The sequence below is a fragment of the Halosimplex marinum genome (assembly GCF_051414075.1).
Taxonomy (GTDB): Archaea; Halobacteriota; Halobacteria; order Halobacteriales; family Haloarculaceae; genus Halosimplex; species Halosimplex marinum.
Genome location: NZ_JBLKNY010000005.1, coordinates 289,510 through 314,205, shown reverse-complemented (window position 1 = coordinate 314,205; position 24,696 = coordinate 289,510). Strand labels below are relative to the sequence as shown.

Sequence of the window (24,696 nt, the reverse complement as noted above, 5' to 3'; positions counted from 1 at the left end):
AACCGAACGATGATCGAGCAAACAGTCCCCTCGGCGGCGGACGACCGCGTCCGGATCGACGACGAGCACGGCGGCGAGCCGGTGCTCGATCTCGACGGCGTCACCCGCGAGTTCGGCCCTGAGACCGCCGTCGACGACCTCTCGCTGTCCGTCTACGAGGGCGAACTGCTCACGCTACTCGGTCCGTCGGGCTGTGGCAAGACCACGACGCTGCGGCTGCTGGCGGGCCTGGACCGCCCCGACGCGGGCCGCATCCGCGTCGACGACCGGCCCGTCGCCGGCCCGGACACCTTCGTCGCGCCCGACGAGCGCGACGTGGGCCTGGTCTTCCAGTCCTTCGCCCTGTTCCCGCACCTCTCGGTCGGCGAGAACGTCGCGTTCGGCATCGACGACTGGTCGGCCGACGAGCGGGAAGCCCGCGTCGCGGAACTGCTGGAGCTGGTCGGCCTGACCGACTACCGCGAGGCGTCGCCGGACGACCTCTCCGGGGGCCAGCGCCAGCGGGTCGCGCTCGCGCGGTCGCTGGCGCCCGAGCCGGACGTGCTCCTGCTCGACGAGCCGTTCTCGAACCTCGACGTGAGCCTCCGCGTCGAGATGCGCGAGGAGGTCCGCCGGATCATCAAGGAGACGGGCGTCACCGCCGTCTCCGTCACCCACGACCAGGAGGAGGCCCTCTCTATCTCCGACCGCGTGGCCGTCATCAGCGACGGCCACGTCGAGCAGGTCGGCCGCCCGGAGGTCGTCTTCGAGCAGCCCGAGTCGCGGTTCGTCGCGGAGTTCCTCGGCCAGGCCGGCTTCGTCTCCGGGACGCTCGACGACGGGAGCGTCGAGACGGACCTGGGGACGCTCCCGGCGGACGTGATCGAGGGACTGGGCCCCGAGTACGACGGCGCCCGCGTCGACGTGATGGTCCGCCCGGACGACCTGGTGGCGACGCCCGCCGACGGGGAGTCGTTCGAGGCCGACTCCGGGATCGAGGCCGACTCCGACTCCGGGGCCGAGGCCGACCCCGGTAACGGCCGGATCGTCCACCGCCAGTACACCGGCCCCTCGTTCGTCTACCAGGTCGAACTTGACGGCGGCGACCACGTGTACTGCGAGCACAACCACGCCGACGACCTCGCCCTGGACCAGCGCGTCCGGGTCGACCTCCGGGTCGACCACCCGCTGGCCTGGTTCCCCGCCGAATGATGCGCCGGCGGAGCGCGACCCTCGGGACGGCCGCGCTCGCGCTCGCCGGCGGCCTCTTCGTGTGGTACGTCGCCACGACCCTCTTCCCGTACCACTCGCTGAACCACGACGAGGCCGTCTACCTCCAGCAGGCTGCAATGTTGCTGGAGGGACAGCTGTACATGCACTCGCCGGTCGAGGGCGTGTTCCGGCCGTGGTTCTTCGTCGACGCGCCCGAGGGGATGTACCCCAAGTACGCGCCGGTGCCGGCCGCGATGTTCGCCCTCGGGAAGCTGCTGGGCGGCTACCGCCTGACGCTGGTCGCGGTCGCCGCGGGGAACCTGGCCCTGGCCGCCGGCGTCGTCCGCGAGGCCTTCGACGCGCGGACCGGGCTGGTCGCGGGGGTGCTCGTGCTCGCCTCGCCGCTGTTCGTCATCAACTCCTCCGTGTTCCTGCCGTACGCGCCGACGCACTTCCTGAACCTCGCGTTCGCCTACTGCTACCTGCGGGCCGACCGGACGGGCAGCCGACGCTGGGCCGCCGGCGCGGGCGCGGCCGTGGGGCTGGCCTTCTTCGCGCGGCCGTACACCGCAGTGCTGTTCGCCCTGCCGTTCGTCGGCCACGCCCTGTGGACGCTCCGCGGGGAGTTCGGCGTCGACCGGCTCCGCGACCCGGTCGCGCTCGTCCGCGACTCCGACCCGGTGGGCCGACAGGCGACGACGGCGGCGCTCGGGCTGGTCGGCGTCGCAGTCACACTCGGATACAACGCCGTCGTGACCGGCCACGCGCTGACCTTCCCCTACGCGGCGTTCGCGCCGCTGGACGGCCTCGGCTTCGGCCGGCGGCGGATCCTCACCCACGAGATCGTCTACACGCCGGAGCTCGCGCTGGAGGCCAACGGACGCGTGCTCTGGATATTCTTCGCGAAGTGGCTGGGCGGCGGACTGGTCACCGCGGCGCTGGCCGGTCTCGGCGTCGCCGTCGCGGTCCGGCGCGGGCTGACCGACCGGCAGGCGCCGCTCGCGGGCCTCCTCGTCTCGATCCCGCTCGGGAACGTCTACTTCTGGGGCAACTTCAACGTCCTCGGCGACCTCGAGACCGCCGGCGACGGCCTCGTCGCCGCGCTCGGGCCGTACTACCACTTCGACCTGCTGCTCCCGACGGCCGCGTTCGCCGCGGTCGCGGCGCTCGCGGTCGTCGACCGGGTCCGCGGCGCGGTCGCCGCCCGCCCCGAGTTCGACCGCCGGGCGACGTACGCCGCGACCGCGGTCGTCGTCCTCGTCCTCGCCGGGGCCGTCGGCGCGGTCACCGCCGACATCGCCCGCGAGCCCGTCGAGCGCAACGCGGAGGTGACCGAGAGCTACGAGACGGCCTACGAGCCCTTCGAGGGCGGGCCGCCGCGGAACTCGCTGGTCCTGCTGCCGGACCCGTACGGCAACTGGCTCAACCACCCGTTCCAGGCCGTCCGCAACGACCCCGGCTACGACGGGCGGGCCGTCTACGCCATCGACGACCGGCCGTTCGCGACGGCCGACGCCTTCCCGAACCGGACGCTCTACCGCTACGCCTACCGCGGCGGCTGGGCGCCCTACGACGGGTCGCCCAGCGCCGCCCGCCTCCAGCGCGTCGAGGACGTGGGCGGCGACCGTGTGCATCTGGACGCGACCGTCGGCGTCCCGAGCGGGGCCCGGAGCGTCACCGTCCGCGTCGGCACCGACGACGGGAGCCTCTACCGCGTCGCGAGCGGCGCGAACTCGTCGCTGGACTTCCGGCTGGACGTCACCGACGAGCGCGTCGCCGTCGAGGGGCTCGGCGGCCCGACCGACGAGACGCTGGCGGTCGAGGGCGTCGAGGACGTCCGCGCGAGCGCGTTCGTCGACTACGGCCCCGGCGGGAGCTTCACCTACCGCTTCGACCTGCCGGTCGACGCCACCGACGGCCGGGTCCGCGTGCTCTCCCCCCGGATCGAGCTCTGCCGGGGCGTCCGCTCGTGCGGCGGCGAGGCAGCCTACGTCCCCGAGACCACGCCCGACGGCGTCACCGTCGAGACGAACCTGACCGTGACCGACACCTGACAAGCCATGACCACCGACGACACGGAACTGACGCGCCGAGACGCCATCGCCGCCCTCGCCGCGGCCGGGATCACCGGCAGCGCCGCGCTGGCCGGATGCTCCGCCGACGAGGGCGATCCATCACCCGACGGCGAGGAGACCGGGACGCCGCCCGGCCCGGTCGACGAGCGCCACCTCGACGTGCTGACGGCGGCCGCCGAGGTAGTGTATCCGAGCGACCTCGCCGGCGTTGAGGCGTTCGTCACGGAGTTCGTCCGTGGACGCGCGGCCGAGCGGCCCGACCACGCGGCCGGGATCGCCGACACCGCCGAGTACGTCGTCGAGTGGACCCGCTCGTGGCTCGACGGTGAGTTCCCGGAGTTAGACCCCGAGCGCCGGGAGGAGGCGCTGGACCGGATCGGCGCCCGGGAGGCCGAGCCAGACCCCGCGGGCACGGACGCCGAGCGCGTCCGCTACTACGTGGTCAACGAGCTGCTGTTCGCGCTGTACGCCTCGCCGACCGGCGGCGAGCTGGTCGGCATCGAGAACCCGCAGGGCCACCCCGGCGGGACCGAGAGTTACCGTCGCGGGCCGCAGTAAGCGGTTCCTCGACCGGGCTGTCGTGCTCCCTTACCGCCGACGCTCTTCGAGACAGACCTTGACGATGGACTTCGCGATGGCGGCACCGCCGGCGAACGGGTCGAGCTTCGTCTCGCCCTTTCGCTCGTCGTAGTCGATGGGGACCTCGCGCACGTCGTAGCCGCGCATCAGCGGGCGGATGAGCAGTTCGGCCGAGAGGCCGGTGTTCTCGGTCCAGGTGATGTCCTGGACGACCTCGCGGCGATAAGCCCGCATTCCGGTCGTCGTGTCGCGGACGCGTTCGGCCATCAGCGCGCTGGCCAGCAGGGCGAACGCGCGGTTGCCCTGGCGGTTGAGGAACGGCATCGGATCGGCGCCGCGGGTGATGCGGTCGCCGCTGACCACGTCGGCGCCGTCGTTGACCAACTCGAGGAACTCCGGCAGCGCGTCCATCGGGTACGTGTCGTCGCAGTCGGTCGTGACGACGACGGGCCGGTCGGCCGCGAGCACCGCCGCGCGGACGGCCACGCCGTAGCCCTGGGGCTCCTGTTCGATGACCCGCGCCCCGTGCTCGCGAGCGATCTCCGGGGTCCGGTCGTCCGAGCCGTCGACGCAGACGACGTTCGCCCGACCGTCGGTCACCCGGTCGACGTCCTCGAGGACCGCGCCGATGGCCGCCTCCTCGTTGTAGGTGCCCATCACGACGGTCACGTCGTCGAAGGTGAACTCCCCGTCCGACGCCGCGGACGGTTCCTCTGAGTCGAGTGTCGCGTCGCCCGTCTCCGTCGTTCGGTCGCTCTCAGCCGTCTCCGCGTCAGAGTCCGCACGCCCGTCGTGCTGTAGCTGACTCATTACCCATCCCTCTCGACTCGACCCTCTTGAGTTTTTAGGTTCGCCAAAAACAGCCGGTCACCGCGAGGCGAACTGCTCGGCGACGAACTCCTCGTTCGGGGTGGCCCGGTCCCAGTAGTGTTCGAAGAGGTCCCGGCCCCACTCCATGGCGCGGTCGTCCTCGGCTATCACTTCCGTCCGGGAGTCCCACCGGCCGTCCGCGGTGGGAAGCGAGAGCATGATCTCCGAGTCGGTGACGCCGATGCCCACGTCCACGTCGAGCACGCGGACGGGCGTCTCCGACCACTGCTCGGCCTCCGAGGGCGATTCGATCCGATCGAGGGCGTCGAGGGCGACGCTCCTGTCGACGAGCAGGCGCGCGTCCGGGGCGTCCGGCATGACGGCCTCGTACTCGGCCTGGTAGATGGGCGTCACGATGTCGACGTCCGTGCCGGCCCGCTCGACCCGGTCGCGGACCTCCCGCACGACGGCGTGGGGGTCGGTGTCCGAGGCGCGGACCACTTCGGCGTCGGCGAGTTCGGTCAGCCGGAGGCGGAACCGCCGGGGGAGCGCGGCCACGTCGTGGTCGCGCCAGTAGTCGTCGGCGAGTAGCCGACAGAGGTTCTCCTGCTGTTCGAGCAGGTCCGCGACCAGCTGGCCGCTCCCCGTCGCGGCGAGTTCTGACTCCCCCGACCGGACCAGCCCCTTGCGTTCGAGGTCGCCGACGGCGTTGTAGACGGCCGACTCGCTCGCCTCGACCCCCTCGATCAGCGCCTCCATCGACTGCTGTCCGTCGACGACCGCCAGCAGCACGTCGGTCCGAACCGTCGAACCGAGCACGTAGCCGACGATCGATTCCGAACTCACGGCGCTCCCCCCCGGGACCACCGCACGGCGCTGCGACGCGCTTCCATTATCGGATTCCATACTATTCGGAATTACTTCGGTCTTGCGGAAGGGATCCCGACGAATGGAATTATCTCCCGGTGAAAAGTTCAACATTTATACCGTTGGGGGAGGGAGGACACAATGCGGTTCGATGGGGGATGGAAGGTCCCTGCTGGCCTCTCGACCTGAGGGGGGAGAGATCGGCTCACTGGCGAACGCCCGTTTCATCCCCGGCCGCGTTCTCGCGACGCCGACCCCGGAGCGGCCGCTCGCTCGTGCCCGGATAGCGGTCCGCTCAGCGGCGCCCCTCAGTCGGCGGGTTCCGGCGGCGAGTCCCGACCGATGCGGATCTCGAAGGATTCGATGTCCTCCAGCGCTGCGACCTGGCCGCCGACGGTGACCCGGCCCTCGTCGGTCTCGACGACGAGCGACGCCTCCTCCAGGCTCGACGTGATGCTGGCGTCGACGACCTTCCCCTCGACGACCAGTTCCTCGCCGGTCAGCACGTCTCGCCCCTCGATGGTCGCGTAGAACTCCCCGTCGAGGTCGACCATGTCGGCGATGGCGCGGCGGATCGTCCCGTAGCGGCGCGGGAAGGACACGTCCTCCCCGTCGGTCCGGACCGTCTCGGCGGTGGTCCACAGGACCGTGTTCATGAACATCGAGACCAGGAAGCCCAGCTCAGAGCGGTCGAAGATGACGCCGTAGCGGTCCGTGTCCCCCTTGAGGCTCTCGCGGGTGGCGTAGATGGAGTAGCGGCCGTCGGCGACGGCGATGACCGGCGTCGTGACGCCGCGGCGCGCCTTGACCGTGCTCGCGAGGTCGTCGTAGTCGTACTCGTCGGGGTCGGGCGCGTCGGCCGCGGGCGAGATGAGGATCTCGATGGCGACGCCCTCCTCGTGCTGGCGGCGTAGCTGGCTCTCGAAGCGCTCCAGCAGCTCCGGCGTCAGCGACAGCATCAGCTCGTACTGCGCCGAGTCGATGACCTCCGAGAGATAGCGGAGGATCGTCGGGCGGGACTTGACGAGCGAGACGGCCTCCGTGCCGCGGGCGGGCTGGGTGTACTGCTCCTCCAGGTCGTCGACCAGCGTGTCCAGCGACTCCTGGAGGTCGTCGAACGCCTCCGCCGGGTCGAGCGCCAGCACCTTCATCGGCCGCGACTCCTGGAGTTCGACCAGGCCGATGTCGCTCAGGCTGCGGACCGTGTCGTAGACGCGCGGCTGGGGGATGTCCGTGTAGTCGGCGATCTCCGAGGCCGTGACCTGCCCGTGTTCGAGGATCGTCAGATACGCCTTCGCCTCGTACTCCCCGAAGTTGAACCGCTCCGAGACCGCTTCGAGCGAGGCGAGGAGGTCGTCACCAGCCATGTGGGTTGGGTCTTTCGCCACCGAGTAAATCAGTCTGTCCCTTCGCGCGGTTCTCGCGGGTCACGGACAGCGGGTGTTCGGCGACCGCCAGCGACCGACGACGGACAGCGGGTGTTCGGCGACCGCCAGCGACCGACGACGGACAGCGGGTGTTCGGCGACCGCTCACAGCCGGTCGAACTCGACGACGGCCTTGATCTGGTCGTGGCCGTACTCGAAGGCCGGCGCCGCGTCCTCGGGCGTCGCGACGGTCGTCACGAGGTCGTCGAGCAGCCACGCCGGGAGTTCGGCCAGGGCGTCGACCGCCCCCTCGAAGTGCTTGACGTGGGAGTTGACGGTCCCGACGAGCGCCTTGTTGTGCAGGACGAGTTCGTTGTGGATCCGCCCGCCGTCGACCTCGAACTCCCAGGAGTCGGGGATGCCCAGCAGCGCGCCGACGCCGTTGGGCGCCAGCGCCTCGACCGTCTCGAAGGCGTGGGGCGCGTACCCCGTCGCCTCGTAGACGAAGTCCATCGGCTCGTACGCCTCGGGAACGGTCTCAAGCGGCGTCTCGTTCGAGTTGACGTACGTCGCGCCGATCTCGTCGATGATGTCGACGGTCGGGTCGGGCCGCTCCCGGCGGCCCAGACAGTAGGTCCGCTCGAAGTCGCGGGTCGCGAACGAGCGGTCGCTGTCGACGCCGTACTCCAGCATCGCCAGCGTGAGCAGGCCGAGCGACCGGTTACCCAGCACCAGCGCCGACTCGGGCGTCCACTCGAACGGCGACCGCGAGGCGTAGGCGTGTTCAAGCGCCTTCTCCGTGATGCTGATCGGCTCGACGAGGAAGCCGACCTCCCACAGCTCCCGGGGGACCGGGACCAGGTACTCCGGCGGGCTGGTGAAATACTCGGCCATGTAGCCGTGGGCGCCGACGATGCCCCGCTCGACGTACTCGCCCTCGGGCGCCATGTCCGGCTCGCCGCGCTCGAAGTACTCGTTGGTCCCGTCGGCCGGCGGACGCCGGACGGTGGGGGCGACCACGTCGCCCTCCGCCAGGTCGGTGCCGTTCGGGTCCGCGACGACGGCGACCGCCTCGTGGCCCAGTACCACGTGGTCCTCGCCCTCGGGGAACCCGCCGTGGGAGCCGCCGATGACCTCGTGGTCCGTGCCGTCGACCCCGACCCGGAGCGTCCGGAGCAACGCCTCGCCCTCGTCCGGTTCCGGCCGCGGCTTCTCTATCACTGTGGGTCCCTCGGAGTCCCGCTCGACAGCGATCGCCTTCATTGGCGAAAAGAGTACTCTATTCCGAGTTAAGTCTTTCCTCAGACGGTCAGAGGCCGGCGCCGCCGGCCCGTCGAGACGGACGGCCGACTCGCGGTCGGCGGTGACGAACGGCGCGGGACGGGCGAAGAACGGGCGCGGCGGTCGGTCGTCGAGTGTCGCGGTCAGTCCTCGACGGGGACGGCCTCGCCGGTCTCGCTGGAGCGGTAGATCGCCGAGAGGACGCGCTGGACGGTCAGGCCCTGGTCGACGGTGTTGCGCTCGGGCGTCTCGCCGCGCGCGCAGTGTTCGAGGAAGTACGCCTGTTCTGCAGCGTGGGCGTCGTTGTTGCGGGTCTCGACCTCGGACTCGACCATGTGGCCGGCGCCCTGAACCCCCGACTCGTGGAAGGTGACGCCCTCGCCGGGACGGAAGGTTGCGCCCGACTCCGTGCCGCGGAGGACGTACTCCTGTTTCTTCGGGCGGTTGACGGCCCAGGCGACCTCCAGGGAGATGGTCCGGCCGTCCGCACAGCGGATGAACGCCGTCGCGGAGTCGTCGACGTTGAACCCCTCGGGGCCCTGGTCGTCGCCCCACATCTGGATGTAGGTGTAGTCGTCGCGGCCGCCGAACTGCGAGCGGGTGATGCCGCTGACCTCGTGGACCTCGGGATAGCCCAGCAGGTACAGCGACAGGTCGACGGCGTGGACGCCGATGTCGATGAGCGCGCCGCCGCCGGCGACCTCCTTGCTCGTGAACCACGACCCGCGTCCGGGGACGCCCCGCCGGCGGATGTAGTTGGCCTCGACGTGGCTCAGGTCACCAAACCGGCCCTCCCGGCGGTAGCCGTTGATGACCTCGACGGGGTTCTCGAAGCGGGTGTGAAAGCCGACCATGCAGAACCCGTCGGCGTCGTGTGCGGCCTCTGTGATCCGTTCGGCCGCCTCCAGGGTGTTGGCCAGCGGCTTTTCGACGAGCACGTCGAGCCCCTGCTCCAGCGCGTCGACGACGTACTGTTCGTGGAACTTGTTGGGCGTCGTGACGGCGACGGCGTCGACCTCCTCGTACAGTTCGTTGTGGTCCTGGTAGGTGGGGACCCCGAACTCGTCGCCGAAGGAGGCGCGGGCGCCCTCCGCGATGTCGACGCCGCCGACCAGGTTGGCCCCCTGGTCGACGAACCGCTCCGCGTGGTGGTGTCCGATGTTACCCAGACCGACGATGCCGAGCCTGACAGATGAGATATCGACCATAGTGTTGACTCCGTTCGGTTCTCACGGAAACCTACTCGCGGACTCCCGTAAATCTCCCGCGATCAGTCGCTGAACCCCGGCCCCCGTCGAACGGCGGCTCGGCCCGTTCGGATCATCCGGACGGAACGGACCGCTCGACGGTGAATTCCGCCGATCACTCGACGGCGACCAGCCGGTTGAGCGCGTACACCGTCCGCAGCACGTCGCCGGCGTCGCCGGCGGGGAAGACCAGGTCGTCGCGCTCCCGGACGTGCTCCAGGACGACCGTCGACGCGTGTTCGGGCGCGGCCGCGATCCCGGCGTCGCGCTCCGCGACCCACTCCATCACCCGGAGGTCGCTCTTGCTGTCGCCCAGCACCAGCGCGAACGGGTCCTCGACTCCCAGCACCTCGAAGGCCGCCTCGACCCCGCCGGGCTTGTCGAGTTCGCGGCTCACGACCTCCGCCGCGTCGCCCTCGTAGTAGGCCACGTCCACGCGGTCGAGGAACTCTGTCACCGCCGCCGGAACCTCCACGTCCGCCGGGCCCGATTCGCCCGGCAGTTCGCCCCGGTCGTCGAGGACCGCTTCGATCTCCGGGTCCCGCGCGGCGTAGAACGCCCGGGTCCACTCGCCGGCCCGCGCGCCGAGGACGCCCGCACCGTCGTCGCGCTCGCCGGTGTCGGCACCCCCGGGTTCGGCGCCGTCGATGCGGTCCGCGACGACGACCCCCAGGAGGTCCAGCAGGTAGACGAGCGCGTCGTCGACCACCGCGACGGCGTCGTCGCTCCCGGTCTCGAAGTTGGGCTTCAGGGTGACGTTGAACTCGTTGCCCTGGAGGTGACAGCCCCGTGCGACGCCGTCGGGCGCGTCCGAGAGCACGCGCTGGCGCAGGCGGTCGAACACCGCGCGGACCGACTCGTCGAGCTCGTCGTACAGCAGGCGCTTCGTCTCGGGGCCGTGACCGGGCGTGAACACGCCGGTACCGCTCTCGTAGACGACGCTCACCTCGCCGGAGTTGACGACGGCGTTGCCCAGCCCCTGGCCGAGGAAGCCCTTGACGTTCTCCAGGGTCTGTCCGGTGCAGACGACGATGGGCACGCCGGCCTCGTGGAACTGCGTCAGCAGGTGCAGCGTCTCGCGGGGGATCTCGTTGTCGGTCTGCCCCGCCGAGCGCAGCGTCTCGTCGACGTCGAGCACGAGGGCGTTGACCGGCCGGTCGTACTTCGTCGCCAGGTCGAGGCCGGTAAAGGCCTGGTCGCGGGTGGCGTGGGCGGCCACGTCGGCGTAGGTCTCGCCGGTCCCCGGGAATGCGTCGCGGATCTCCTCGCGCAGTTCGTCGAGTTCGTCGCTGGCCGACTCCCAGTAGGTCAGCGCGACCCGCGAGTCCAGCGGCGGGAACAGGTCGACGAACGCCTGGTGGGCCCGCAGCCGCTCGGCGTCGAACTCCTCGTAGAGCCGGTAGAGCTGGTCGTAGCGCTCCATTACCCGAAGGTACCGTCGCCACACGTTGTGTAGGTTGGGATCGGTGCCCGGGCCGCCGACCCGAGCGCCGCGATCCACAGGGTGGCGACTGGGACCCGGGCCGTGTGAGACTGCGACGGGAACCCACAACGGGTAACACCCCCGCGTGCGAAAGAGCAGGTAACACGCATGAAGAACATCGACGATCTCATCGACAGCGCGGCGGAGCTGGCGGAGGGGGGTCTCTCGAAGGGCGAGATCGCGGACGAGCTCAACGTCTCGAAGGAGACGGCCTCCTGGCTCGTCTCGCGCAGCGGCGCCACGACGACGACGGCGACCGACAGGAAGTCCCAGAGCCCCCACGACATCCACGTCGACTGGAGCGCCATCGGCCGCGACAGCGCCCGGCTGACACACGTCGGCCGCGCGGTCGCGGACCTGCTCTCCAAACAGGGCGAGGAGGTCGACCTGACCATCGGCGTCGAGAAGGCCGGCGCGCCCATCGCGACGACGGTCGCGCGCGAACTCGACACGGACCTGGGCACCTACGCGCCGAGCAAACACCAGTGGGACGACGGCGAGAGCGAGGAGCTGTCGGGCTCCTTTTCCCGCAACTTCGCCCAGATCCGGGACCGGGAGTGCTACGTCGTCGACGACACCATCACCAGCGGGACGACCATGACCGAGACGGTCGAGGCCATCCGCGACCGCGGCGGCGAGCCCGTCGCCTGCGCGGTGCTCACCGACAAGCGCGGCGTCGAAGAGATCGAGGGCGTCCCCGTCTACTCGCTCGTCCAGGTCCTGCGCGTCGGCCAGTCGGAGTAACCCCTCGCGCGACCGGGCCGGCTCATACGGATTATTGCAGGTCATTCCGGGATCGACCGCACGCAGTCGTGCGGTCGACCCGGGAAACGCTTGCAATAATCCGTATCAGGGCTCGACGTCTTCCCAGTAGGTCGAGGTGATGTGGGCGTCCGGTTCGTCCGGCGAGGAGAGCGTGAGTTCGTCGTCGGTCCACCGGACGACCAGCTCCGGCCGGTCCTCGGACGGGCCGTCGCGGTCGGGCGCCTCGGCCGCCTGCGCGCGGACGAGGTCGTCGGTCACCGCGCGGCCGTCGCCCTCCACGACCTCCTCGGTGAGTCCGACGCACTGCACCGAGCGCGCGCGGTCGGCTGTCCCCTCCGGCTCGACGGACTGCGCGCGCTCGAACGACGGACGGTCCTCGTTGCCGGTCAGCGATCCGAGCCGGGCGCGGAGGGACTGACCGACCGAGCGGAGTCTGCCGGCGAGGCGACCGAACAGTGAGTCGGACTCGCTTCCCCGGTCGGGGTCCCCGACGGCCCGACCCTCCCTGTCGGACCCGTCGACGGGGGTCTGGCTCATACCCGCACTTGGTGTGGAACGGTAAAAATCATTGTGCCAACCGATGACACACGCGTGGTACTACCGGGTCCCCGTCAGGTCAGACTCCGGCGGGGAGCGCGGGTCGCGTCGCCGGCGGACCGTGCCGCCTCGTGCGGTCAGTCGCCCGCCGCCGGCACGGCCTCCGGGTCGGGTTCGACGGTGTAGAGCCCGAAGAAGACGACCGCGGCGACGACGATGAACGCGCTGGCGGTGAAGAAGGCGACGAACACCGAGGTGGCGTCCCACAGCGCGCCGACCGAGACGGGGCCGACGACCTGGCCGACCTTCCAGGCGATCGACCGCAGCGACATGCTCCCCGCGACGGCGTCGAAGTGCTCGCCCTCCTCGACGAACAGCGCCATGCTCGCGGGCAGGCGGATGCTGTCCGCGATCCCGCAGACCGCGAAGGCGCCGAACAGCGGGAAGAAGGCGGGCGGCAGCGTCGTCGACAGCCCCGCCACGGCGATCGTCATCGGGGCGAAGTAGCCGACGGCGTACTCGGCGAAGGGGATGATCGCCGCGCCGACCGCGTACAGCAGTGCGCCGACGAAGACGAAGACGTGCTTGTGCCCCAGGCGGTCGGTGTACGAACCGACGAGTCCCTGGGTCAGCGACTTCGTGAGCTTCCCGCCGGCGAGGATGCCGCCGACGAGTATCGGGCTCATCCCGAAGCGGGTCCGCGCGTAGATGGGCAGGAAGAGGATGACCGCCATCTTCCCGAAGCTCAGGCCCAGCCGGAAGACGACCAGCGCGCGGATGGCCGCGCGGCCGAGCAACATTCTGAGCGTCTCGACGCCGGTCGCCTCCTCCGGGTCGGCCTGTCCGCCCGGGTCGTCCCGGAGGAAGAAGTAGACGCCGACGAACGCCAACAGCGTCACGCCGCTGAGCACGCCGTAGGTGAGGGTGAACCCGCTGGTCGCCAGCAGGATCCCCCCGACGAGGTCGCCGGCGAGGCTGGAGAACGCACCGACCTGGTTGTAGGTGCCGAGCCACTGGCCGCGCTCGCCGTCGGGGCTGATCTCCCCGACGACCGTCGAGCCGGTGATCCACAGCAGGCTCGCGCCCAGCCCCTGGAACACGCGCATCAGCACGACGTGGCTCACCGTCTCGACCATCGCGAAGCCGACGAACACGAGGACGTTCAGTGCGAGCCCGACCAGCAGGTACCGCTTGGCGTTGCCGGTGTCGATCTTCCGCCCCATCGGCAGGACGATGACCAGCTGGACCAGCGCGAACGCGGTGCCGAACAGCCCCTCGACGGTGCCCGAGGTGGCGAACATGTCGGCGTACAGCGCCAGCGCGATGGCGATGGTCGAGTACGCCTGCGACCGCGCGAAGGCCGTGCCCGCGAGCGCCACGAACTCCGGGTTTCCGAACAGCGCCAGCGAGCCGCCCGAGTCGTCGCTCACACTTCGGGGGTCCGGCTACGGCCGAAAGGGCGTTTCGCCTCCGGCGGAGCCTTCCGCGTGTCGACGCGTCACGGTCACGCGGGACCGACCCGTCGGCGCGCTCACAGCTCGATCCGCTCGACGATGTTCTCCCCGCCCTCGGAGGAGTTGACGGCGACGATCCGGACGTGCTCTTCGAGGCCGGAGCCGCGGAGCTTCGCCTTCAGGAGTTCGTCGACCTGGTAGACGCCCGCGGCGTTGTGCATCTCGATCTCGACGAGAACTGCCGCGCCGTCGCCCGGTTTCAGCGTCACCGACTCGATGGCCTGGCTGGAGACGGTGTTGATCCCGCGCCCGCCGCGCTCGTAGGGGTAGCGCGACCGGCCGTGCTCCATGTCCAGCCCGTCGGCGATCCGGACGAGCCCCGCTTCCGTCGTCAGCGGCGTCTCCTCCGTGTGGTGACAGAGGATCGCGTGTAGCACCTCGCCTTTCATCCGGACGGCGTCCGCGGTGTCGTACCACTCGTCGAGGATCCGGTCCAGCAGGTCGGCCGCCAGCGGGATCGAGTAGTAGGGGTGTTCGTCCCGGTGGACGACGTGACCGATGTCGTGGAGCGTCGCCGCCAGCGCCACGATCACCGGTTCGTCGGCCGTCTCGAGCCCCTGCTCGGCGGCGCCGTTGAACTCGACTTCGCCCTCGTAGCAGAGTTCGTACAGCGTCAGCGCCCGGTCGCGGACGATGCTGACGTGCTTGGCGCCGTGGTCGTTGTAGCGCATCCGCGCGACCGGGTTGACGTTCTGGGCGTCGAGGTACGTCTGTATCTCCTCGTCGTCCCGGACGAACGCGAGGACCTCGTTGAGCCGCTCGTCCGGGAAGGCGTGCTCGCCGTCGGGGTCGTACGACCGACCGTCGCTCGTGTCGCCGTCACTCATGTCTCCACTGTCCGTCCGGGCGCGCAAAAACCCTCGTACGCACCCCACGGTTCGCGCCGGGGACTCGCAACCGTTCCACCGCCGCAGTCGCGCGACTGTCGGGGTTACTCCAGCGCGGCGACCGCGTCGCGCACCTCGTCGTAGTCGGGTTCGATGCTCGGGTCCCCCGCGACCCACCGATAGCGCACCACCCCGTCGCCGTCGACCACGAGCACCGCGCGTTTGGCCACATCGTCGACGCCGATCGACGCGAAGTCCATAGCGAGGTCGTAGGCGTCGACGATCCGCCGGTTCGTGTCGCTGATCATCCCGAAGGATAGCCCGCTGTCCTCCCTGAAAGCGTTGAGGGCGAACGGCGTGTCGACGCTGACGCCGTACACCGTCGCACCGAGGTCGTCGAACTCGCCGAGCCGCTCCTCAAAGGTCTCCATCTCGTGGGTGCAGGTCCCGGTGAACGCGCCGGGGAAGAAGGCGAGGACCAGCGGCGCCTCGTCGAGCCGCTCCGACAGCGTGAACTCGGTCACGTCGCCGTGGGCTAGCGGTGCGGTGAAGTCGGGCGCGGCGTCTCCCTCGTCGATCATACGGGACGGTCACCCTCGCGCGGCAAGGGCGTTGGGACACCGGCGGGGTCGGCCGGATCCGGTCCCGGCGAAAGGTTGATGAAACGGGGGTGTCGGGGGGTGATAGACAGCAAAAAGGTTATAATTGGCGTCGAGTAAGCGTCGGGTAGAGATGTCGAGCACACTCATCCCCCTGTTCCCCGTCGGGGGTATGCCGGGCGGGACGGAACTGATCGTGATCCTGTTGATCGCCGTGTTGCTGTTCGGAGCCAACAAGATCCCGAAACTCGCGCGGTCGACCGGGCAGGCCATGGGCGAGTTCCAGAAGGGTCGCGAGCAGGTCGAGCAGGAACTCGAGGAGATGAAAGACGGCGCCACCATCGACGACGACGGCAACATCGTCGACGAGGACGGCGAGATCCTCAAGACCGAGGCCGAGCGCGAGACCGAGGCCGCTATCGACTCCTCGGACTCCTCCTCGACCTCGTCGTCGTCGTCCAGCGAATAACGGTTCCGTTCTCCCCGTTCTCTCCGCCGGTGAGCAACAGCAAGGTTCTTTCTCCCGGCGGCCGCTGTCCCCGGTAGGGCGTGTGGCCTAGGGGACAGGGCGAGGGGTTCCTAACCCCTCGATCGCGGGTTCGAATCCCGCCACGCCCGTGGAACTGCAAATCGACGGGTAGCAGCGGTATATGTCATTATCTGTCTCGAAACGGCAGTTTTGATTTCGCTCAGTCGCTGAACGCGGTCTGTGGTGTCCTGTGATTCGCGCGCTTCGATAGCCGAACGACATGCCCGTAATCAATCGGTCGTTGACCGTTTGCTGTACCACTCCACACCCCGCATGACCGAGTCCCTTACCACTGTACTCAAACTGGTTCAGTGTACAGGAACACGGTTCCCGTGGCATGCCAGGCTATCTACCGAAGCGGTCAGTGCAGGGGATGGACTTACCACGCCAGCATCCGCCGAGCGAACGAAGTGAGCGAGGCGGTTCGCCGGACGCAAGCGAGCGAAGCGAGCGCGTCGTCCGGCCTTTTTCCCCAAGTTTTTCCGGCGGAGGATCCCCGCAGCGGCCCGCAGGGCCGCGAGGAGCTCTCCGCCGGAAAAAGTGGGTTCGCATACACACTGATCAGATTTCGGGGTGCGAAGACTTTTGTGTGATACAGCTGTATCACACTACATGAGCACAGACACCGAACCGGGAGACGACCGGATGGAGAAAATCAACGTTCGGGTTCCGGAATCGCTACTGACGCGGATCGACGAAGAGTGGGAGCGGCGCGGGTACTCCAGTAAATCCGAAGCTATCAGGGACGCGCTCCGGGACTGGGTGAATCCGCCGGCGACGCTCTCTGAAGAAACGCTCGAAGACCTGGAAAAGAGCCGTGAACAGGCAGAGGAAGGCGAGACAGTGACCGCCGAAGAGGCACGCGAGCGGCTGGGTCTGGATGACTGAAGTCGAGTACACCGAGAAGGCAATCGACCACCTAGAAAATCTTGATTCGCAGGTCGCCGACCGCGTCATGAACAAGGTAGACGAGGCGACGGACTGGACCGAGCACCGCCTCGAACCGCTCTCGGGCTATCCGTACTACAAACTCCGGGCTGGAGATTATCGCGCCATCATCACGTGGGATCGCAGTGACGACCTCCTCCGCGTCGAAGCGGTCGGCCACCGCCGAAATATCTACGACCGTCATCTTCCGCCGTGACGGCGATGCCAATCGGAACAGCCGCGGCAAGCAACGGCAAAACCGGTATTTAGGCGTCAGAATTCGACCGTCTCACGGCCGAAAGGACGGTCCGTTCAGCCGCTGAGCGAAAGCCCGCCACGCCCGTGCAGTCACCGACGGTGAGCGAAGCGAACCGTCGAACGAACCGGACCGGGATTCGAACCCTGGAAGTCGCACGCAGTGAGCGGAGCGAACGAGTACGTCTTCCTCCGGTTCGAATCCCGCCACGCCCGCTCTGCGACGAACGGACGTGAGGAGCGAGCGGGCCCGGAGTTCGAAGCAGACCGAGGTTCTGCGCCTCCGGCGCAGGTTCTCGGGCGTGGTTCGAATCCCGCCACGCCCGTACCACGTTTTTGCAGCGGAGAGTTCCTCGCGCGCCAGGGACGCTGCGGGAATCCTCCGCTGCAAAAACGTGGGGAAAAAGGCCGGACGACGCGCTCGCTCCGCTCTCTCGCGTCCGGTGAACCGCGCGCACAGCGCGCGGATGCTTGCTCCGCACGTAGGGGATTCGAACTCTGCCAGTCGTGCGCAGCGAGTGCAACGAGCGAGCACGTCTGGATCCGGTTCGAATCCCGCTGCGCCCGTGAACCGAGCGTACCGAGGTGAGCGGGCGCGGCGAACATCGCGAATCCGGACGTTCAGAGACCGTCGACCGGATCCGGGTTCCGCTCGGCTGTTCGGGGGTGCCGGTCAGTCACGATCGGCCAGTCCGGAGGTTCCTCGGGATATCGAGCAGCGACGAGAGGGCGGCCGATGCGGAGAGAGAAAGCGGTGTCGGCGGGTGACGAACTCCGGCGGTCGGTCGAGCGGTCTCGACCGGTTACAGCTTCTTCTCGGCGTCCTCGGCCAGTTCCTTCATGCGCTTGCCGACGCGGCCGGCGTCGGAGAACTCGTCTTCGCTCATGGCGGTCGCGAGGGCGTTACCGAGGACGAACACGGCGTGTTTGTGCTCGCTCTTGGACTTGTGGACATCCTCGGGAGTCACGTCGAGTTCCTCGTAGGCGTCGAACAGCGACTCGTCGACATCCTCGAGGCCGGCGAAGTAGTCCTTGATCGTGAGCATCTGCGCGTGGAGTTCGAGGAGTTCGTCCTTGTGCATGGGTGACCCTATGTGAACCGTCGGTTTAACGATTGTCCGTCAGAAGGTCACACGCGAACGGCCGCGGTCAGAAAACGTACTCGTCGTCGTGGCCCATCATCCCGTCGTCCTCGTAGCCGCCCCCTGCCTCCTCGTCGTCGTCCTTCGGGCCGCTCGTCTTGTACGCCTTGATCCCTGTCGAGAGGAGGTCCTCGATGGCTTCCTCCCGGTTGAGGAACTCACCCTGCTCGACGAGCTGGGCGATGCGCATCTCGAGGTGTTCGGGGATCGTGAGGTCTACCTTGGGCATCGGATCGGTCGATGCTTCGGGAAGGGGGTATTTAACTTTGGCGGGGGTGATAGCCGAACCGATCACGGCACGGCGGCGGAATCCGGCCGGTCCGCCGCGGACGTATCGCGCGTCCGGTGTGACATGGACAGCGGTGGGTAGAGGAGGGGTTCGCCGGGGCGGTCCGAAGTAGTTAGGCTGAAAGGCGTACGGTCCGAAGCGCCTGGAGATGGAAGCTCCTCGTGGTGACGAGTCGTCGGTCGAACCCGACGAGACGAACTTCGCGACGCGCGGACGCGAGGTCGACGGCGTCGCGGTCGGGACCGTGCTGGGCGAACTCCCACGGCCGACGGTCGGCTGGTCCGAGGGCGACCAGCGGGTCGCCGCCGGCGGGTCGGCGGCGACGATCACGGCGGACGGCCCCGACCGATTCGACCGGGTCAGGCGCGCGGGCGAGGCGCTGTTCGCCGGCCGGACCGTCGGTTCGGACCTGCCGCGGGCCGCGCGACCACGACTGTTCGGCGGCTTCGCGTTCCACGAGGGAGACAACGACGGGGGCGGGTCGCCGTGGGACGGGTTCCCCGACGCGCAGTTCGTGCTCCCGGCCGTCCAGGTCGTCCGGACCGACAAGGGGGCGACCTGGGTCGTTGCGACTGCCACCGGCCGGTCGGCTGCGGCCGACGCCGAGGCGCTGCTCGACGAGTGGGTCGAGCGGGTCGAGGCCCTCGACGACACGCCCCCCGAATCCGGCCCCGGTATCGAGCGCCGCACGTTCACGCCCGACGACGCGGGCTGGCGCCGCCAGGTCGAGGCCGCCGTCGAGCGCATCCGCCGGGGGACGCTGCGGAAAGTCGTCCTCGCGGGGGCGCTGACGGTCGACCTGCGCGGGGAGCTGTCGGTCCCGTCGGTGTACGAACGGCTCTCGGAAACCTATCCCGACTGTTTCCGCTTTCTCGTCGCCCCCGAGGGCGGCGGGCAGTTCTTCGGCGCGACGCCCGAGCGGCTGATCAGCAGGGACGGCCGGACCGTCCGGACGGAGGCGCTGGCCGGTTCGACCGGCCGGGGCGACACGCCCGAGGAGGACGAGTGGCTCGCCAGCGAACTCCAGGACAGCGAGAAGGACCGCCACGAGCACGACCTCGTCGTCGAGGCGATCAAGTCCCAGCTGTCGCCGTACGCGACCTCGATCTCGACGGGCGACCGGACGGTGCGCCGGCTCGCGACCGTCCAGCACCTCCAGACGCCGGTGACGGCCGAACTCGCCGAGGACGACCACGTCCTCTCGCTGGTCGAGGCGTTGCACCCCACGCCGGCGGTTGGCGGGCTCCCCCCGGACGAGGCGCTGGAGACGATCAAGGAGACCGAGGCGTTCGATCGGGGCTGGTACGCCTCGCCGGTCGGGTGGTTCGACGCCGAGGGCGACGGCACGTTCGCGGTCGCCATCCGCTCGGCCGTCGCGACCGGCCGGCGGGCGACGCTGTTCGCCGGCAACGGCATCGTCGGCGACAGCGACCCCGACCGCGAGTGGGACGAGGTACAGTTGAAGTACCGTCCGGTACTCGACGCGCTCGAATGACCGCACCGAACCGCGCGACGCTGTGGGGCCGGACGCTCGTCGACGAACTCGCGAAAAGCGGCGTCACCGCGGCCGTCGTCTCGCCGGGGAGCCGCTCGACGCCGCTGACGGTCGCGCTCGCCGAACACGACGACGTCGAGACCTACTCCGTGCTGGACGAGCGGTCGGCGGCCTTCTTCGCGCTCGGTCGCGGCCGCCGCACCGGCGAGCCGACCGCCGTCGTCTGCACCTCCGGGACGGCCGCCGCCAACTACCACCCCGCGATTATCGAGGCCAGCCAGTCGCGGGTCCCGCTGCTCGTGCTCACGGCCGACCGCCCGGCCGAACTGGTCGACAGCGGCGCCAACCAGACCGTCGACCAGGAGCAGCTCTACGGCGACGCCGTCCGGTGGTACAAGACACTCCCCGAACCCGCGCCCGAGCCCCGGCGGCTCCGGTCGCTGCGGGTGGCCGCCGACCGCGCCGTCGCGAAGACGACCGGCGCCGACCCCGGTCCCGTCCACCTCAACGTCCCGGTCGCCAAGCCGCTCGAACCGACCGAGGAGCCCGGCGACGTGCCGGACTCCCTGGCCGGCGAGGCGCCGCTGGCCGTCGAGGGACGGGACGGCCCGTTCGTCCGGACGACGGCGGGGCGGCTCGAACCCGACGACGCCGCAGTGGCCGACATCGCCGCTGACCTCGAATCGACCGACCGCGGCCTGGTCGTCGCCGGGCCGCTGGACCCCGGTGTTCCCGACCCGGATGCGGTCGCCGAGCTGCTCGGCGCGACCGGCTTCCCGCTGCTGGCCGACCCGCTGTCGAGACTCCGCTACGGGTCGCTGGTCGAGGACCACCCCGTCGCCGGCGGCTACGACTCGTATCTCGACGCCGACGGCTGGCCCGACCCGGACGTGGTCCTCCGCTTCGGAGCCTCGCCCACGTCGAAGGTGCTGCGGCGGTTCCTGCGCGACGCCGACGCGCGGCAGGTCGTCGTCGACCCGGCGGGCGACTGGCCCGAGGCGGAGTTCACCGCGACCGACTACGTCGAGGCCGACCCCGGCGCGACCCTCTCGGCGCTGGCCGAGCGCGTCGACGACCGGCCGACCCCCGACGGAGGCAGCGCCGGCGGTGACGGGCAAGGCACCGACGGTGACACCACCGACGAGAACACCGCCAGGGCGTGGCGCCGCCGGTTCGAGCGCGCCGAGGCGACCCACTGGGACCTCGTCGACGAAGCGGCCGACGACGGCCTGTTCGAGGGAGCCGTCCTCTCGGAAGTCGTCGCCGGCGCACCGGACCCGGCGACCGTGTTCGTCTCCAACAGCATGCCGGTCCGGGACTGCGACCGCTTCGGGCGGCCCCGGTCGGCGGATCTGACGGTGCTGGGAAACCGCGGCGCCAGCGGCATCGACGGCATCACCAGCACCGCGCTGGGCGCCGGGAGCGCGACCGACGACCCGCTCGTCGTCGTCACCGGCGACCTGGCGTACTACCACGACACGAACGGCCTGCTCTCGGTCGCCCGCTGCGGCGTCGACGCGACGATCGTCCTGATCAACAACGACGGCGGCGGCATCTTCCACATTCTTCCCATCGAGGAGTTCGACCCGCCCTTCACCGAGCAGTTCGTCACCCCCCACGGCCTCGACTTCGAGCACTCGGCCGACCTCTACGGCCTCGGGTTCCGCCGCGCGACCGACCTCGACGACTTCGCGGCGGCCTACCGGGAGTCGCTCGACAGCGACGGGACGCAGGTCATCGAGGTGCGGACCGACGGCGAGGCGAGCCACCGCCGCCGCGAGCGCCTCCACGAGCGCGTCCGCGAGCGGGTCGAGCGCGACCTGTAACTCCCCGGCGGTCGCTCACGACCGCACGAGCGTGAACGTCAGCACGGACATCCCGAGCGGGACCCACGTCGCGGTCAGGCCGATCACCCCGGCCAGCGAGAAGACGCTGAGGGCCGGGAGCGCGAGCAGGAGTATCGGCACGACCACGCTCCAGAGGCCGAAGACGAGGATCGCGGCCTCCGGGATCGACAGCAGGTAGGCGACGGTCAGTAGCGTACAGACGCCGACGACTACCCGAGCGACCAGCGGGAACGCGGGGTACAGCGTCGCGGCGACGAAGAAGGGGTAACAGACGAACGTCGACACCAGCAGGACGACCGACTGGTCGACCGGGAACAGCCGACTGAGCCGGAGCCCGCGCGTATCGTCGGAGCCGTCCCGGACGGCCCAGGCGCCGGTGGCGTCCCACGCGTTCCACGACCAGTCGGCGTTGGGCCCGTCAGAGGCGCCCGCGGCCGCCTGGCGCTGCGCCGAGGGCGAGTCCCCGCTCGCGCCGGCGCTCCGCCCGGCCGTCCGCCCGCTGGACTGCCACGACGGCCCCGTCGACCCGGTCGTCGACCGGGTCGTCCCACCCGACGGGTCCGCACTCGCCGCGCGGCCGTCACCTCGCCCGCGCTCGCGCCCTCGCGCTCGCTCGCGACGCCGCTGGTCGGCCCCCCTCGCCGAGCCCCCGTCACCCGACCGTCGCCCGCGCTGCTGTGACCCGCGCCACGTGCTCTCGCCGGCCGAATCCCGACCCGACCCGCTCCGACGACCGTTCTCCCCGCTTCGCCCCGCTGCGGTGCCCGGTCCGGGGTCGCCCCGCCGCGATTCGGTCGTGGACGACTCGTCCGACCCGTCGTCGCCGCTCCCGGCGGCCGTCCGCGTCGACCCGGCGTCGGGCGTCCCCTCGCCCGTGAACGCGGCGTGGCCGATCCGGTCGTACCTGGCGCGCTCCTCCTCGTCGGTGAGCACGCGCTTGGCCTCGTTGAGCCGCTTCGTGCGCTCCCCGGCGTTCACGTCGTCGCTCACGTCCGGGTGGACCCGCTTGACGGCCTCCCGGTAGGCGGCCTCGATCTCCTCGGTCGTCGCGTCGTCGTCGACGCCGAGCCGGTCGTAGAAGGTCTCTGTCATGGGGCGCGCCGTAAATCACCCGTAATTCGCGGTCCGACGGTAAAATCCCTGTGCCCCACTATCGGGATCGATAGCGGGCGGCGGTCCGCCCGGACTGCGAATCTTTTTGCGCGGTCCGGCCCGAGGGCCGCCATGGTCTCGGAGATCTTCGACCCCGACCGCTGGGAGCCGGTCGACGCGTTCGACTTCCGCGATATCACCTACCACCGCGGGACCGACACCCCCGCCGTCCGCATCGCCTTCGACCGCCCGGCGGTCCGCAACGCCTTCCGCCCGGGCACCGTCGACGAACTCTCCACTGCCCTCGACCACGCGAAACGGCAGTCCGACATCGGTTGCGTCCTCCTGACCGGCAACGGCCCCTCGCCGAAGGACGGCGGCTGGGCTTTCTGCTCGGGCGGCGACCAGTCGGTCCGGGGCGACGACGGCTACGAGTACCAGGGGGACGACGCCGACCGCGAGGACGCCGCCGAGGCCGGCCGCCTCCACATCCTCGAAGTCCAGCGGCAGATCCGCCACATCCCCAAGCCCGTCGTCGCCGTCGTCCCCGGCTGGGCCGTCGGCGGCGGCCACTCGCTGCACGTCGTCTGCGACCTGACGCTGGCCTCCGACGACCACGCCAAGTTCCTCCAGACCGACCCCGACGTGGCCTCCTTCGACGCCGGCTTCGGTTCGGCGTACCTCGCCCGCCAGGTCGGACAGAAGAAGGCCCGCGAGATCTTCTTTCTCGGCAAGACCTACGACGCCGAAGAAGCGGCCGACATGGGCATGGTCAACGAGGCCGTCCCCCACGACGAGCTGGAGGAGACCGCCATAGAGTGGGCCGACCGCATCACCAGCAAGTCTCCCATGGCCATCCGGATGCTCAAGTACGGGTTCAACATGGCCGACGACGGCATGGTCGGCCAGCAGGTCTTCGCCGGCGAGGCGACCCGCCTGGGCTACATGACCGACGAAGCCGAGGAGGGCCGCGACGCCTTCAACGAGGGCCGCGACCCCGAGTTCGACGACTACGACTGGTTTTACTGAGCCCACTTTTTGCGACGGAGAGTTCCTCGCGCGCCGGGGGCGCGCTGCGGGAATCCTCCGTCGCAAAAACGTGGGGAAAAAGGCCGGACGACTCGGTCGCTCCGCTCCCTCGCGTCCGGTACTCGATCCTCGTCCCGCACCGCCCCGCTCCGCACCGCTACACCGCTTCCGCGACCGCGCACCGCAACTGCTCGCCGCAACCGCCCACCGCCACACCGCTCGCCGCGGCCGCCCGCTTCCGGCGGTTCGTTCGGCCTTCCCGACAGACTCAAGGCCGTGTCGGCTGTCCAACGGGATCCGCTATGCACCTCGTCCTCGACTACGGCGGCGTCATCGTCGAACACGGCGACGAACGCGAGCACGCGGACGTGCTGGGCGTCGACCCCGATACCGACCCGTATCCCGGCTGGATCGCCTACTTCGCGTACCGCGACGGGTTCCTCGACAGCACGGCCGAGTACCTGGACCTCCTCTCGACGCTCTCGGGGGCGTCGCCCGAGGCGTGCCAGGAGTACCTCGAACGGACGTGGCTCGACCCGGAGTTCCCCGACGAACACGCGGAGATTCTCCGCGACCTCGCGGACGACCACACGCTCGTCCTCTTCGGAAATATGGTACAGCCCTGGATCGAGACGGTCCTCTCCGAACACGGCGTCCTGGCGTGTTTCGACGACCTCGTCGTCTCCTCGGCGATCGAACGGCCGAAACCCCACCCGAGGGGCTATTTCGAGTGTCTCCCCGAGGGCGACGAACCGGTCGCGTTCGTCAGCGACGAGTACAACGAGGACCTCATGATGGGCGAGTTCCTGGGGATGCGGTCGGTGTGGGTCGAGAACGACGAGACGCCGTACCGGGAGCCCGACGTTCGGATCGCCTCGCTCGCCGACCTCCCGGACGTCCTCGGTGCGGACGGACTCTCGTCCCCCGAGTGACAGTCTTCCGGTAGTTGC

At 69.8% G+C, this 24,696-nt stretch carries 24 protein-coding genes and 1 tRNA gene; 12 read left to right on the top strand and 13 right to left on the bottom strand.

Annotated elements, in window-relative coordinates; all coding sequences use genetic code 11:
* The first annotated feature begins 9 nt into the window (after window positions 1–9).
* From ACMGFI_RS14925 to ACMGFI_RS14915, 3 genes are read left to right on the top strand one after another with little or no spacing between them, the layout of a single operon-like run.
* On the top strand, window positions 10–1,191 hold the full coding sequence (locus ACMGFI_RS14925) for an ABC transporter ATP-binding protein (RefSeq protein ID WP_436910610.1): 1,182 nt from the start codon (window positions 10–12) through the stop codon (window positions 1,189–1,191).
* Window positions 1,191–3,245: an ArnT family glycosyltransferase gene (locus tag ACMGFI_RS14920; RefSeq protein WP_436910920.1), complete on the top strand. Its 2,055-nt coding sequence runs from the start codon at window positions 1,191–1,193 to the stop codon at window positions 3,243–3,245. The genes ACMGFI_RS14925 and ACMGFI_RS14920 overlap by 1 nt, the downstream gene beginning before the upstream one ends.
* A 6-nt stretch (window positions 3,246–3,251) precedes the next feature.
* Entirely contained in the window at window positions 3,252–3,824 is a 573-nt protein-coding gene (locus ACMGFI_RS14915; RefSeq protein ID WP_436910609.1) for a gluconate 2-dehydrogenase subunit 3 family protein, read from the top strand.
* Window positions 3,825–3,854: 30 nt separating this feature from the next.
* Here ACMGFI_RS14915 and ACMGFI_RS14910 read toward each other — a convergent pair whose 3' ends face one another.
* From ACMGFI_RS14910 to ACMGFI_RS14885, 6 genes are all read right to left on the bottom strand, one after another.
* Window positions 3,855–4,655 carry a dolichyl-phosphate hexose transferase gene (locus ACMGFI_RS14910; protein WP_436910608.1) on the bottom strand — a complete coding sequence of 267 codons (801 nt, stop codon included), beginning with the start codon at window positions 4,653–4,655 and terminating at the stop codon, window positions 3,855–3,857.
* Between the two features lie 57 nt (window positions 4,656–4,712).
* Window positions 4,713–5,501 carry a helix-turn-helix transcriptional regulator gene (locus ACMGFI_RS14905; RefSeq protein ID WP_436910607.1) on the bottom strand — a complete coding sequence of 263 codons (789 nt, stop codon included), beginning with the start codon at window positions 5,499–5,501 and terminating at the stop codon, window positions 4,713–4,715.
* A gap of 329 nt (window positions 5,502–5,830) precedes the next feature.
* Complete coding sequence (trmB, locus tag ACMGFI_RS14900) at window positions 5,831–6,889, bottom strand: HTH-type sugar sensing transcriptional regulator TrmB (protein WP_436910606.1); 1,059 nt, start codon at window positions 6,887–6,889, stop codon at window positions 5,831–5,833.
* Between the two features lie 164 nt (window positions 6,890–7,053).
* Complete coding sequence (locus ACMGFI_RS14895; protein ID WP_436910605.1) at window positions 7,054–8,151, bottom strand: glucose 1-dehydrogenase; 1,098 nt, start codon at window positions 8,149–8,151, stop codon at window positions 7,054–7,056.
* 161 nt (window positions 8,152–8,312) lie between these two features.
* Window positions 8,313–9,377 (bottom strand): Gfo/Idh/MocA family protein, encoded by a 1,065-nt coding sequence (locus tag ACMGFI_RS14890; protein WP_436910604.1) that lies wholly within the window; start codon window positions 9,375–9,377, stop codon window positions 8,313–8,315.
* 154 nt (window positions 9,378–9,531) lie between these two features.
* Window positions 9,532–10,839: an HAD family hydrolase gene (locus tag ACMGFI_RS14885; protein WP_436910603.1), complete on the bottom strand. Its 1,308-nt coding sequence runs from the start codon at window positions 10,837–10,839 to the stop codon at window positions 9,532–9,534.
* A 168-nt stretch (window positions 10,840–11,007) separates the two neighbouring features.
* Between ACMGFI_RS14885 and gfcR the strand changes: the two genes are divergently transcribed.
* Window positions 11,008–11,643 carry a transcriptional regulator GfcR gene (gfcR, locus tag ACMGFI_RS14880; protein ID WP_436910602.1) on the top strand — a complete coding sequence of 212 codons (636 nt, stop codon included), beginning with the start codon at window positions 11,008–11,010 and terminating at the stop codon, window positions 11,641–11,643.
* Window positions 11,644–11,748: 105 nt separating this feature from the next.
* Here the strand turns inward: gfcR and ACMGFI_RS14875 are convergent, their stop codons facing one another.
* The 4 genes from ACMGFI_RS14875 to ACMGFI_RS14860 all read right to left on the bottom strand — a co-directional run bounded on the left by ACMGFI_RS14875 (window position 11,749) and on the right by ACMGFI_RS14860 (window position 15,123).
* Complete coding sequence (locus tag ACMGFI_RS14875) at window positions 11,749–12,201, bottom strand: hypothetical protein (protein ID WP_436910601.1); 453 nt, start codon at window positions 12,199–12,201, stop codon at window positions 11,749–11,751.
* Between the two features lie 137 nt (window positions 12,202–12,338).
* Window positions 12,339–13,631 carry an MFS transporter gene (locus ACMGFI_RS14870; RefSeq protein WP_436910600.1) on the bottom strand — a complete coding sequence of 431 codons (1,293 nt, stop codon included), beginning with the start codon at window positions 13,629–13,631 and terminating at the stop codon, window positions 12,339–12,341.
* Between the two features lie 101 nt (window positions 13,632–13,732).
* Window positions 13,733–14,542, bottom strand: coding sequence for an HD domain-containing protein (locus ACMGFI_RS14865; protein WP_436910599.1), 810 nt, complete (start codon window positions 14,540–14,542; stop codon window positions 13,733–13,735).
* 104 nt (window positions 14,543–14,646) lie between these two features.
* Window positions 14,647–15,123 (bottom strand): redoxin domain-containing protein, encoded by a 477-nt coding sequence (locus ACMGFI_RS14860; RefSeq protein WP_436910598.1) that lies wholly within the window; start codon window positions 15,121–15,123, stop codon window positions 14,647–14,649.
* A gap of 151 nt (window positions 15,124–15,274) precedes the next feature.
* On the opposite strand from ACMGFI_RS14860, the gene ACMGFI_RS14855 reads away from it, so the two are divergent.
* The 4 genes from ACMGFI_RS14855 to ACMGFI_RS14840 all read left to right on the top strand — a co-directional run bounded on the left by ACMGFI_RS14855 (window position 15,275) and on the right by ACMGFI_RS14840 (window position 16,814).
* The gene (locus tag ACMGFI_RS14855; RefSeq protein ID WP_436910597.1) at window positions 15,275–15,610 is read left to right on the top strand and encodes a Sec-independent protein translocase subunit TatA/TatB; all 336 of its coding nucleotides are present in this window, start codon (window positions 15,275–15,277) and stop codon (window positions 15,608–15,610) included.
* Between the two features lie 76 nt (window positions 15,611–15,686).
* A tRNA-Arg gene (locus tag ACMGFI_RS14850) sits at window positions 15,687–15,759 on the top strand.
* 523 nt (window positions 15,760–16,282) lie between these two features.
* Entirely contained in the window at window positions 16,283–16,558 is a 276-nt protein-coding gene (locus ACMGFI_RS14845) for a ribbon-helix-helix domain-containing protein (RefSeq protein WP_436910596.1), read from the top strand.
* Window positions 16,551–16,814, top strand: coding sequence for a type II toxin-antitoxin system RelE family toxin (locus tag ACMGFI_RS14840; protein ID WP_436910595.1), 264 nt, complete (start codon window positions 16,551–16,553; stop codon window positions 16,812–16,814). Before ACMGFI_RS14845 ends, ACMGFI_RS14840 begins: the two co-directional genes overlap by 8 nt.
* Window positions 16,815–17,655: 841 nt before the next feature.
* Here the strand turns inward: ACMGFI_RS14840 and ACMGFI_RS14835 are convergent.
* Window positions 17,656–17,934, bottom strand: coding sequence for a UPF0058 family protein (locus ACMGFI_RS14835; RefSeq protein ID WP_436910594.1), 279 nt, complete (start codon window positions 17,932–17,934; stop codon window positions 17,656–17,658).
* 67 nt (window positions 17,935–18,001) lie between these two features.
* Window positions 18,002–18,223: a ribbon-helix-helix domain-containing protein gene (locus tag ACMGFI_RS14830; protein ID WP_436910593.1), complete on the bottom strand. Its 222-nt coding sequence runs from the start codon at window positions 18,221–18,223 to the stop codon at window positions 18,002–18,004.
* Between the two features lie 208 nt (window positions 18,224–18,431).
* Between ACMGFI_RS14830 and ACMGFI_RS14825 the strand changes: the two genes are divergently transcribed.
* Together ACMGFI_RS14825 and menD are read left to right on the top strand one after the other, a co-directional pair.
* On the top strand, window positions 18,432–19,778 hold the full coding sequence (locus tag ACMGFI_RS14825) for an isochorismate synthase (RefSeq protein ID WP_436910592.1): 1,347 nt from the start codon (window positions 18,432–18,434) through the stop codon (window positions 19,776–19,778).
* The gene (menD, locus tag ACMGFI_RS14820) at window positions 19,775–21,604 is read left to right on the top strand and encodes a 2-succinyl-5-enolpyruvyl-6-hydroxy-3-cyclohexene-1-carboxylic-acid synthase (RefSeq protein ID WP_436910591.1); all 1,830 of its coding nucleotides are present in this window, start codon (window positions 19,775–19,777) and stop codon (window positions 21,602–21,604) included. Before ACMGFI_RS14825 ends, menD begins: the two co-directional genes overlap by 4 nt.
* Before the next feature lie 15 nt (window positions 21,605–21,619).
* Here the strand turns inward: menD and ACMGFI_RS14815 are convergent, their stop codons facing one another.
* Window positions 21,620–22,717 carry a DnaJ domain-containing protein gene (locus tag ACMGFI_RS14815; RefSeq protein ID WP_436910590.1) on the bottom strand — a complete coding sequence of 366 codons (1,098 nt, stop codon included), beginning with the start codon at window positions 22,715–22,717 and terminating at the stop codon, window positions 21,620–21,622.
* Between the two features lie 132 nt (window positions 22,718–22,849).
* Here ACMGFI_RS14815 and ACMGFI_RS14810 point away from each other — a divergent pair, with 132 nt between their 5' ends.
* On the top strand, window positions 22,850–23,746 hold the full coding sequence (locus ACMGFI_RS14810; protein WP_436910589.1) for a 1,4-dihydroxy-2-naphthoyl-CoA synthase: 897 nt from the start codon (window positions 22,850–22,852) through the stop codon (window positions 23,744–23,746).
* A gap of 302 nt (window positions 23,747–24,048) precedes the next feature.
* Entirely contained in the window at window positions 24,049–24,678 is a 630-nt protein-coding gene (locus ACMGFI_RS14805; protein WP_436910588.1) for an HAD family hydrolase, read from the top strand.
* Window positions 24,679–24,696 lie beyond the last annotated feature (18 nt).